This window comes from Haloimpatiens lingqiaonensis (assembly GCF_901447495.1).
Taxonomy (GTDB): Bacteria; Bacillota; Clostridia; order Clostridiales; family Clostridiaceae; genus Haloimpatiens; species Haloimpatiens lingqiaonensis.
In genome coordinates, this window is the sequence record NZ_CABDWS010000092.1 from 1 (window position 1) to 10,446 (window position 10,446).

Consider the following 10,446-nt stretch of genomic DNA (forward strand, 5'->3'; position numbering starts at 1 on the left):
TATATTCTTCAATTTTATTTTGAGTTATTTCCTTCATTTTAGATAGCTTATTTAAGCTGTAATTTTTTCTCTTAGATGCGGAAGCCTCTACTTTAGTACCATCTATAACAATTAGTTCTTTACCATATAAGCCCAGCTCAATACAGTAATTAAAAAACTTTTTAAAAATATTTTCAAGAGCTTCAACATTTTCTTTTCTAAAATCTGCAATAACTCTATACTTAGGTTTAATACCTTTAATTAACCAAATAACTTCCCTATTAATAAGGCATTGCTTTGCTAATTTACGTGATGATCTTATTCCGTAAAAATATCCATAAACGTATAATTTCAATAAATCTTTTGGATTGAATTTAGGTCGTCCCACTTCATCGTTATTTCCAACTTTGAAACCCATACTTTCTATATCCATAACATCAATTATTTTATCAATAATTCTTACTTCACTATCGTTATCAACATAGTCTTCCATTATTTCAATTTTTGTTTGTTTTCTATCATCACCATAAATATAATTCATTGCAACAACCCCTTAATAGAAATTTAATACTTATATATTAAATTATACCATAAATTATGGATTTTCGCACAACCTGCCAGGCGTTGCCACCTTTTACATAATAATTATAGTTTTTTAGGCTTTTGAAATCAAAATCGCTTTGTAGTAGCTCTGATACCGCACTATTTACAACAGAGTTAAAATCCAATTTTTCTCCGTTATAAATAGTATTATATTTGTTTATTATCTTATTATATGTTTCGATCTGGTCTTTAAATATTCTCATACATACCACGCTCCCTTTTGTATAAATCTGTATTAATAATCCAATGGTCAGTTGGATTATGTACTGCATTACTGCTATGAGCTGTGGTTTATGTATAAGAGGCAATTAAGCCTCTTGTAAAAAATCTGCAAAATACTGTAATAATATGTCTGTTGCTACTGGATTATAAGCTTGCACATTAGTCAATATATCTATCATCATACAATCATCCATATCTCGCATTGACATATCATCATACACCGCAAACCATGCCCCTCGTGTTGTCACATAGTATTTTGTACCGTTATCATCAGTAATAATTAACTTTGCTTTATCAGTATCATAGATTTTATCATTTATAATTCGTTTCATATCCCACCACTCCTTTTTGTTTTTTAAAATTGAGTTATTTCTAACTCTATGTATTGGCGGTAGAGTAACCGCCTTTCTTTATCCTGTTTACATAGTAATAAATGATTTTCTATAAAATCAAGTATTTTTGGAGAACTTTTTGAAATATTTTTTCTTGGACTTATAATACCATTTTTATTCCTATAAAGTCTAATTTTACTCTATATATCCACCTTGTTTTAGATATGTGTAAATAACCATTCTTAAAAACTTACTTGGCTTTACATTTTCTTTTTGCACAAGCTCTGTTATACGCTCATATTCCTTATCATTTAAAGATATAACTATCTTTCTTGCTCCTTCAGTTACAAATAGGTAATCATCCTCTAACTTATCTGGTAATTTATTAAACACAGTATTTAACACAATCTTCGTGGCAGGTATTTTTTTCTCTTCTGCTATTTTGAATAGAATTTCGTGGCAAGTAGGGGATATAAGTGTCCATACTTTATTCTCTTTTTTCATATCGCATCACCTCTCTGTTTCTTTCTTTATATACATAGTAAAAAAAGATGAAATATAAAGTCAAGTTTTTCTTGCAATATTTTTTGAATAAAAATGGACTCAAAATTACTCAAATGGTATAATATAGATATAAAATATAATAAAAACTATTGATAACGGAGCAAAATGTGCTGTTAAACCTATGAGTAAGACAACCAGTAAAAATAGATAATTCTATGGATAAGAAAAGGAGATGGTTCATATGATAAAACCTATGGATAAGACAACAAACAGAGGTAGAGTAGTAGATACTAAATTGGTACAATGCAGAGATGGCTTCACATATAACATAAATAGAGTAAGATCAGGAGTTATAGATACAGTAAATTTATCTTACACAACAAAGAGCGGAGTAAGGACATTAAGTAAAAAAATACCATCCTTACTTGGATGGATTGGACAGGCAGTATTGGAATTTGCTATCCCGTTAATGTAGTGAGGTCTTTCGACCTCTTTTTATTTTTTAAGAAGGTCAACGTGATGTTGACGAAGATAAAAAGATAGATTAAAAAAATATTTAGATTTAAGAATAGATAAAAATAATACAGACTATAAAATAACCAAAAACACGATTTATTGACTAAAATACGTTATTAAAGACGATTGCATCAAAATAGATCTATATTAATTCGTTTTTCTCCGAATAGATAATATATCTATTATTATCTTCTAAAGACTGTAGGCTTTTAAAAACCAAAAACGTTTTTAGAAGATGTTTTTAAGATTAGTTCGTATTAATAGAAACTAATGGGAATTAATAATAACTAATTCATATTAATAGAAACTAATATAAATTATTTTTCTCCTTTTGCAACACTTACTATTCGTTTATATAATCTATCCTTATATTCTCGATTCATCTCTGGCAATTTTTCTATTATCATCTTTTTTAATGCAGTTGTTGGTGGCTTGACCTTCACAAGTGGCTCTTTATCTGTATTTTTATTTATATACATCTTCAAACACCTCCATATTTTTATTTTATCATAAAAATAAAAGAAGATAGCTTGTACCATCTTCTTTTTACCACGGCTCATGATGCGTATATAATGCTGGTGGAATACCAGTTAAATTAACATCAAATTTTAGGCTAGATTCTACTAATGTAGCTGCACTATGTATTCGCATTGAAACAGTCCAGCCATTATCACAGGTTGCAATTATAGTATTCTTCGATCTTGGCTTATAGCTGATGTCAAAAAACTTTGTTGGCAACACTAATTTAGGAATTACAGTTTGTGGTTTTATTTTGCCAGCACTTCTATTAAGAGTGCCATACATATTAAAAACGGAAATTTGAGTAACTTTTTTACTCTCTTTGCTAATAACTTTATAGAAGTCATTAACACCTAATAGATAGCTTAAAAATCTTTGCGGAACAATCTCTGGATATTCTGCTTCTAATCTCTTTAATTCTTTCACAAAAGCATTTAAAATCGGCACATATACATTATCATCTTTACTAGGAATTGCTTTCCACTCAATTTTATTTTTCTTTAATTCTGTTAGTCTATCAAAAATCGGTTCGATCTCTTTAAAGTATGTATCTGAACACGGTATTCCCAGCCACTTATCACCAAAATCTAATGTTTTTGAAAGTCTGGAATGCTTAACTGCAGCGTGATTATGTTTACAACTTATTCCTATCTCCCAATCCTTGTCTTTACGGATAGCAAGTACATCCCTTACGTCACCTTCCATCCCTTTTTTGTCAGCTTGTAATGTAAGGTATAACTTATTGCCTGTAGAATTTTGAAGTAGTGGTTCTAATCGAACAATAACTCTTACTGCTGCCTGTGCAGCCTTATCCATTTTGGATTGTAAATCTAAAGATAGATTGCAATAATCTGATTTAGCATTAGACACAGCTCCATTATCAGATATTTCTACTTCATTATTTTCACTTTTTAAATATCCTTCAAAGGCTTTAAGACAAGCATACTCAAAGCCTTTTCCGGTCTTTGTTTGAATAGCCATTTACAACACTTCCAATACACTTCTTTTTTCACCATATATACACTTATCTAATTCTCCATGTACAGCAGAAGCTACAACCTCTGCCAATTTTACAGGCACAGCATTCCCAATTTGCTTATACTTGGATGTTAGGTTGCCTGCAAAATACATCCCCTGTGGGAATGTCTGTATAGCAGCACACTCCTGCCAACTTAATCTCCTAGTTACTCCGTTATCCCCGAATTTCCACAAGTCTGTATCTAATTTTATCATATCTGGGCTTTCAGGATGTATGGGAACTTGCTTTGCCATTGCAGGAATTGTATAACTTACCTCATGCCAATTTCTCTTTCTATTACGACTCATAAAACGACTTGAATATGAGGCATTACAAATATCATGTGTGCCTGGTTTGGGCAAATCACGCAACGCTTCCTGGAGTGTCATTTTATAGTTAAAAGGCTTTGGAAATTCAAATCTTTTAACTTTTAAATCTTTTCTGAAGCCAACCATAAGCACTCTCCAACGGTCTTGAGGAACTCCATAATCTGCGGCATTGACCAAGTTTGGATATACGTCATAACCACGCTCCGAAAAATCCTCGATGATTGCCTCTATTATTGCTCCGTCTCCTAAAGTCAAAATTCCCTTAACATTTTCCGCAATAAAGGCATAAGGTTGATTAATACCAAGCAACTTAACAAAATACCTATATAAAGTATTTCGCTTATCATCAATCTTACGTGGACCGGCCAGCGAAAATCCTTGGCATGGAAAACCTCCCACAATTATGTCAGATTTTGGAACAGTATCAAAACCTATCTTACCTATATCTCCGCATACAACATCTGCCCCAGACCAAGCCTTGTGTGTTTCACAAGCATCCACATCTATGTCATTAGCCCAAATAGTCTTGAAGCCTTGATTATGCAGTCCCATATCTAATCCGCCAGCTCCCGAAAAAAGTGAAACTACACTGTAAATATGTTTAAAATTAGGATTTATATATTTAATATCGCCCATAAATATCAATATCCTCCTTTGTATCTAATATAATAAATATATTGCTACGAATAATTTTATATGTAAATATATATATCTATATTTATCTATTAGTTTAACATAATACGTAAAAATTTAGAACAATTTTGTGCAAAAAGTAAATCCGCCTATAATAAGGCGGTGTATTATTAATCTTTTATTTATAAAAAATAGAATATTGGTAGACTATTCTCAACGGAAGAGAGTTTGGCTACAATATAGTTGCCTATAAGCCTTTGCAGCCCTTATCCGTCTCTTTAATGTATCTTCATCATAATCTTGCATTATCCTAACTATCTCCCCAACCTGATTATCTAATTTTAAAGCTATCTGTAATAAATGCTTTGTATTAAGTTCTTTTATACTTAAATCTGCTATTATTTTATTTATATCTTCGATTTCAGCTTCTAACAATTCCGCCGCTTCTTGCGTTGTTATTTTTTTATGATATTTTCTCTCTTTTTTATAAATATAAGTCCAGGTCGCCTTTTTTTCATAATTATCTTCTCGTATCTGTATATCTTCCTTGTTTTCGTCTTCTAATTCTGTCCCTTCAATGAGTCCAGCCATTTGTAACATCCTATTTTGCAAGTAACTTCCAAACTCGATTTTACCTGCACTATAATGCATTTGTGCATCTTTTGTAATAGGCAGACAATAAGCTACCTTAAAATAAAAATCCTCAAGCTCTTCATAACAACTCTGTCTTATATCAGATATTTTAGCAAGTATGCTGTTATTAGAGCGCCACGGATAATACTTTTTGAACTCCTCTGCCATGGCTGTACAACTATAACACTCTACAGTATATTTAAATACTAACCTCTTGAATTGCTCATTTTCCTCTTCTGTCCACTTATCTCCCTTTTTACTATAAAATACTTTGTTTGGCTTATTTAAATAATCAACATATGGCTGTATTTTAGTCTTAATTTCTTCCGGTGTCCAATCAGGTTTAGAAGATTGTTGTTTTTGTTGTTTATTAAAATTAATTACTTTTGCCATCAAAAATCTCTTTCTTCCTCTTATATAATCTTATAATACATAAATTATTTTAGCAAAATTCGCCAACAAATTTCAAGGAACTCTATAGAAATAAGGAGCGGTTATTTATCCGCTCCAAAAATATACTTTACTTCATCTACTATTTTTCTTATAAAACCTTTTTTATCTGCTGTATTATCCATAGACATCGGCCCCTTTCTGTTGATTGGTTATCTAAAGTTGTTCTATAATTAAAAAAGAAGAGGCTCGAAAGCCTATCGAAACTATTTGTAACGGATAAGTATTGGTTGTTGTCCGTTATGTATATTAGCACCGTTAACGGTGCTCTGTATTTATATTTGTCCACATTTACCGAAAGTCTACTTTTACCACATTTCGTACATTTGGTACAAATATAATTATTACAAGATTACTTATTGTAATTATTACAAGATTGCCTTATAATACTTTTAATAATATGCTTTAGAAATTGGTATTAAGCTTAACCGACTTCTGGAGTGCTTTAAATAGGTGTTTAAGTATCAGAATGAAATGATCTGGCGATAGCGGTCTGCCCGGATCGTTTTACTTTTTTGCAATAAAAAACACCGCAGTAGCGGTGGATATTACATTTTTGTGGTATAATATTCATGTGACCTGTAGTGCGTATAGGTTATTAGAGGTTATTAGAAGATGATGAGTGAGCGCCAAACTTAACTCATCATTTTTCTTTTTTATTAATCTATTCTTTTGTTTATCTATTTTACAGATCCTATCTATTTTCTCCTGCACAGCTCTTTTCTCCTTTTGCGTCGGCTGCGGAAGAGGCTGTTTCATTTTCATATCGCATCACTCCCTTTTGTTTTGATATGTATCTCACCATAAAGTTTTCAAGGTGGCGAGGAAGAAGAGGTTCTTTAAATAAAAATTCATAAAAAATATGTTTTATCCATAGTTTACATATAATAATCAAATATCTTAATCATATGTGATTATAAGTGCTATTACATAATACTTAACTCCAAATTCCAATCTGCCTTACCATTTGTTATATTAGGATTAATGCCATATTTATTAGCTAGTTCCTTCCAGTTCTGTCGCTGGAGATCATTTAGAGAGGAGATAGGGGATATATTATACCCTTGTATGCAGACCGCCTTATGGCGGTTGATTAAAAATAAGGTTCTATTTTTACTCTCCAAATTTCTTTAAACTCTTTTAATAATTTTTCTTTTCGCCGCCTAACAGTCCTTACATTTACATTATTTATTCTTGCAATTCTTTCTTGTGTCAATTTTTCTACTTCATATTTTCCATATTTCGCATCTGCTATTATGTGATTTAAAAATATAGTTGTATCTAATTTATCTTTATCTATTAAAAAACTATCTATTGTATTATTTATCAATTTAGTAAGTTCTTTTTTATCCAAAGTAAGCTCGGCGGAACTTTCAACATTATTACTATTTATTGTTTCTGCCAATACTTTATTATCTATACATATCACCTTCTTTTCGTATATTTTGTAGCCTATTTTTTTTGTCGATATATTTAGTGTTTTATAAATATCTCTTGTAGCAACGTTTCTCACCATCTTTGCTAGTATTTTTTTTATGCTATTAAGGTCTTTGTTGTAAATATCTATCTTATTAAAGTATTCTACAGGCATTGAGTCTTGCTCCCTTATGCGTTTGGCTACTTTATATAATCCAAATATAATGCAGTTCTCAACATCGTTCATTTCATCCAGAGACCAATACATATACTTTTGCTTTCCTCTTTCTTTTTCATTCAGTACATAAATTGGATAATTAACTATGTGTTTTAAATCTGCTAATAAAAATGCAACTAATCTTTTTACTGTATAACTGCTTGTGTTTATTTTTATCAAATCACTTTCTATCTGTTCCCAGTTTTCATATTCCGTTGTTATTCCGGTAGCCATTCTCTCCAAAATACTATCTATTTTGTCTGTATCTAAATTTCTATCCATTCTGCATCACTCCTTTGTTATAAACACGCTGTCTGGTCAGGACAGCTTTATGTACACATGCTTTGGAGTGATTTTTTGTATGTAAAAAGAGAGGTATAATAACCTCTCTCTTGACGACTTCTCTCTACCTATATTTTATAAAATTTATGCTATAAAAGTCCAATTTTACTCACTCCAATTAGTAAATCTATTATTACATACATTATTTAGTAGTAATTCATTTCCTTTTTCTTGTCTTACTTTCCCTTTTTTGGTAAATAGTTTATTAAATATCGCATAATATATTTTGCCTCCGATTTTTTCTCTGTCGTCAAGATATATGGATTTTTTATTATTAAACATACAACCAACTCCTTCATTCTTCTTGGATTAACTCCATTTCCTTCTATGTATACATAATAAGAAATGATTTTTTGCAAAATCAAGTTTTTCTGCAAAGAAAATATGATATTTTAAGAAAAAGTTTTCGATATATTCATGTCGAATATTGTTATATGATTTTTAAAAATATTTGTGTTATTTCGTTAAATTTAATGTCCGGTTTTGATAAAAGTAGGTACTATAATAAGTAGATAGAGAAAATAAGAGATGAAAAAAACAATAACATTACGGTTTTGTGCTGTGATGTTATATAAAAAAAGAGTCTTATTATTACTACTTATAACGGCAAAGCATTTAGTTAATTACCTTGAAATAGATTGCATGGCTTAACAACAACACAACCTGCTCCGTTATGAATAGTTATTAAAACTCTTTTACTCTTTTTATTTAGTTATAAGTAGTTTTTTAAAAACTCTTTTTGCTCTCATCTAATATAGTAAGCATTTCTTTTTTTATACATATTACTTCATCAATCTTTTTATTTAAATTTTGTAGTTCTTTGTCAATGCCATCGAATTTACAATCAGCATTATCAATACTCTTATTCTGTGATTGTAGCTCCGTGTAAATTTTATCCAATAAATTATATAGCTTATCACTATCCATTTATATCCCTCCTGTATATATTATATCAAATTACATAGTCTTAAAAACGACCGTTTACAAGACCTTTTTTATACATACATAAATAAGGTTAAATTAATACAAAAACAGTCTTAAAACTCGTATCAAAATCAACGTTTTATTATTGGCGCCGGATTACCTTTTTGATACTATATAAGCATAGGAGGCGATATGAAATGTTAATTGGATATGCAAGAGTATCTACTACAGAACAAAATCTGGACAGACAAATAGATGCCTTAACAGGTGTTGGAGTAGATAAAAGAAATATATATATGGAAAAGATAACAGGTACTAAAAAAGACAGACCAATGCTGATTAAATTAATAGATGAGTTACAGGAAGGAGACACTGTAATAATAACAGAATTAACTAGATTGAGCCGAAGCACTAAAGATCTTTTTGAGATAGTAGAAAAAATAGGAAATAAAAAAGCTAATATAAAGAGCTTGAAAGAAAGCTGGCTTGATACTACTACTGCTACTGGAAGATTAATGTTCACTATAATCGCTGGTCTTACACAGTTTGAGCGTGACCTTGTATCCGAAAGGACAAAAGATGGACTAGCTGCTGCAAGAGCTAGGGGAAGAAGCGGAGGTAGACCTCGAAAATCTGATAAAGATATACAAAAGGCTATAAAACTATATAATAGCAGAGAATATACAATTAAAGAAATAACTGAAATGACGGGAATAAGCAAACCAACTCTATATCGTTACATAGCAGATTTTAAGGAGGCATAAGCCTCTTTTTTCTATGCTTAAAATTTTGTTAGGAGTAAAATTAGACTTTTAAAAATTAAAAATCTATAATTAAATCATCCCCAAAATTTAATTCGAAAGGAGGTTTTACTATCACATCAATCAAAAGGGGGATGATAGAATGTTTAATATAACTATAAAAGAGATTGATGGATTATTAGAGATTTATAACTACGGTATATATGTAATAAAAGGTAAGAAAGATGAAATAATAGATATTTTAAAACAAGAAATTAAAGAAGAAACAAATGAATATGCAAAGAACTTAATACAAAAAATCCTTAATACTTTAGATAATCAAGCTAGTGCCGCTTGATTATTTTTATAGGTATTATACTATATTATTATGTATAACTAACTATAACTACAAAGGATGTGTATAATATATGAAAAAAGAAAGAATTGCATGTTATGTAAGAGTTAGTACAGATTTGGACGAACAGGATAGCAGTTATAAAAACCAAGAATATTATTTTAAGAACAAATATAAAGACTGTGAGGTACTTATCTATAAGGATAAAGGCACTGGGACAAGTTTTAGGAGAGAAGGCTTCCAACAAATGTTGCTCGATGCAGGATTGGACAAGTTAGATGAAAGAAATACTAATAAAAAAATTGTATTTATACAATCAGATAGAGAGCCTCTTTTCCGAAAAATCGTAGTTAAAGACACATCTCGTTTTGCGAGAAATATTGTGATAATGGATATAATAAGGGAATTAAAAGCAAAGGATGTATTTATATTTTTCGAGGACATACAGAAAGATACCTCGAAGGAGGAGGATATGGTAATGCTACAGATGCTTTTTACCTTTGCTGAAAACACTTCCAGAACTATTTCCCAAAGCACAAAATTCGGAAACAAGCGAACGATAGAACAAAATAACAGAGATTTAGCACCTAAATTCCAGTAAAAATTTTATTTTTACTGGAATTGTATCTTTTTACATTTACTTAAAGGGCTGGTAAGCCCGCAGACCGATAGGTCGCAAAAATAGATACACTTACCCCTACCCCACGAAATCTT

At 30.5% G+C, this 10,446-nt stretch carries 16 protein-coding genes; 4 read left to right on the forward strand and 12 right to left on the reverse strand.

The window, feature by feature from the left end:
* The 4 genes from FGK85_RS13370 to FGK85_RS13385 all read right to left on the reverse strand — a co-directional run.
* Positions 1-520: transposase (locus FGK85_RS13370; protein WP_138207223.1), on the reverse strand; the 520-nt coding region annotated here is incomplete at its 3' end.
* A gap of 37 nt (positions 521-557) precedes the next feature.
* Positions 558-785, reverse strand: a complete 228-nt coding sequence (locus FGK85_RS13375) for a hypothetical protein (protein WP_138207432.1) — start codon at positions 783-785, stop codon at positions 558-560.
* Between the two features lie 105 nt (positions 786-890).
* The gene (locus FGK85_RS13380; RefSeq protein ID WP_138207434.1) at positions 891-1,136 is read right to left on the reverse strand and encodes a hypothetical protein; all 246 of its coding nucleotides are present in this window, start codon (positions 1,134-1,136) and stop codon (positions 891-893) included.
* A gap of 195 nt (positions 1,137-1,331) precedes the next feature.
* Positions 1,332-1,640 (reverse strand): hypothetical protein, encoded by a 309-nt coding sequence (locus FGK85_RS13385; protein ID WP_138207436.1) that lies wholly within the window; start codon positions 1,638-1,640, stop codon positions 1,332-1,334.
* Positions 1,641-1,881: 241 nt separating this feature from the next.
* Here FGK85_RS13385 and FGK85_RS13390 point away from each other — a divergent pair, with 241 nt between their 5' ends.
* Positions 1,882-2,115, forward strand: a complete 234-nt coding sequence (locus FGK85_RS13390; RefSeq protein WP_138207438.1) for a hypothetical protein — start codon at positions 1,882-1,884, stop codon at positions 2,113-2,115.
* Positions 2,116-2,473: 358 nt separating this feature from the next.
* Here the strand turns inward: FGK85_RS13390 and FGK85_RS13395 are convergent, their stop codons facing one another.
* The 8 genes from FGK85_RS13395 to FGK85_RS13425 form a co-directional block, all read right to left on the reverse strand.
* Positions 2,474-2,635: a hypothetical protein gene (locus FGK85_RS13395; protein ID WP_156939784.1), complete on the reverse strand. Its 162-nt coding sequence runs from the start codon at positions 2,633-2,635 to the stop codon at positions 2,474-2,476.
* Positions 2,636-2,702: 67 nt separating this feature from the next.
* Positions 2,703-3,656, reverse strand: a complete 954-nt coding sequence (locus tag FGK85_RS13400) for a HaeIII family restriction endonuclease (protein WP_027623537.1) — start codon at positions 3,654-3,656, stop codon at positions 2,703-2,705.
* Positions 3,657-4,658, reverse strand: a complete 1,002-nt coding sequence (locus FGK85_RS13405; RefSeq protein WP_138207452.1) for a DNA cytosine methyltransferase — start codon at positions 4,656-4,658, stop codon at positions 3,657-3,659.
* A gap of 210 nt (positions 4,659-4,868) precedes the next feature.
* A complete protein-coding gene (locus FGK85_RS13410) occupies positions 4,869-5,681 on the reverse strand; it encodes a hypothetical protein (RefSeq protein ID WP_027623539.1) in 813 nt (270 codons plus the stop codon).
* A gap of 627 nt (positions 5,682-6,308) precedes the next feature.
* Positions 6,309-6,503 (reverse strand): hypothetical protein, encoded by a 195-nt coding sequence (locus FGK85_RS13415; protein ID WP_027623540.1) that lies wholly within the window; start codon positions 6,501-6,503, stop codon positions 6,309-6,311.
* A 328-nt stretch (positions 6,504-6,831) separates the two neighbouring features.
* Positions 6,832-7,653 (reverse strand): hypothetical protein, encoded by an 822-nt coding sequence (locus tag FGK85_RS13420; RefSeq protein WP_138207442.1) that lies wholly within the window; start codon positions 7,651-7,653, stop codon positions 6,832-6,834.
* A gap of 165 nt (positions 7,654-7,818) precedes the next feature.
* Positions 7,819-7,995, reverse strand: coding sequence for a hypothetical protein (locus tag FGK85_RS15440; RefSeq protein WP_171011435.1), 177 nt, complete (start codon positions 7,993-7,995; stop codon positions 7,819-7,821).
* Positions 7,996-8,439: 444 nt separating this feature from the next.
* Positions 8,440-8,640, reverse strand: coding sequence for a hypothetical protein (locus FGK85_RS13425; protein ID WP_138207444.1), 201 nt, complete (start codon positions 8,638-8,640; stop codon positions 8,440-8,442).
* Between the two features lie 194 nt (positions 8,641-8,834).
* Here FGK85_RS13425 and FGK85_RS13430 point away from each other — a divergent pair, with 194 nt between their 5' ends.
* The 3 genes from FGK85_RS13430 (at position 8,835) to FGK85_RS13440 (ending at position 10,333) form a co-directional block, all read left to right on the forward strand.
* Positions 8,835-9,401: a recombinase family protein gene (locus tag FGK85_RS13430; RefSeq protein WP_138207446.1), complete on the forward strand. Its 567-nt coding sequence runs from the start codon at positions 8,835-8,837 to the stop codon at positions 9,399-9,401.
* 139 nt (positions 9,402-9,540) lie between these two features.
* Positions 9,541-9,735: a hypothetical protein gene (locus tag FGK85_RS13435; RefSeq protein WP_138207448.1), complete on the forward strand. Its 195-nt coding sequence runs from the start codon at positions 9,541-9,543 to the stop codon at positions 9,733-9,735.
* A 70-nt stretch (positions 9,736-9,805) separates the two neighbouring features.
* Positions 9,806-10,333, forward strand: coding sequence for a recombinase family protein (locus FGK85_RS13440; RefSeq protein ID WP_138207450.1), 528 nt, complete (start codon positions 9,806-9,808; stop codon positions 10,331-10,333).
* Positions 10,334-10,446 lie beyond the last annotated feature (113 nt).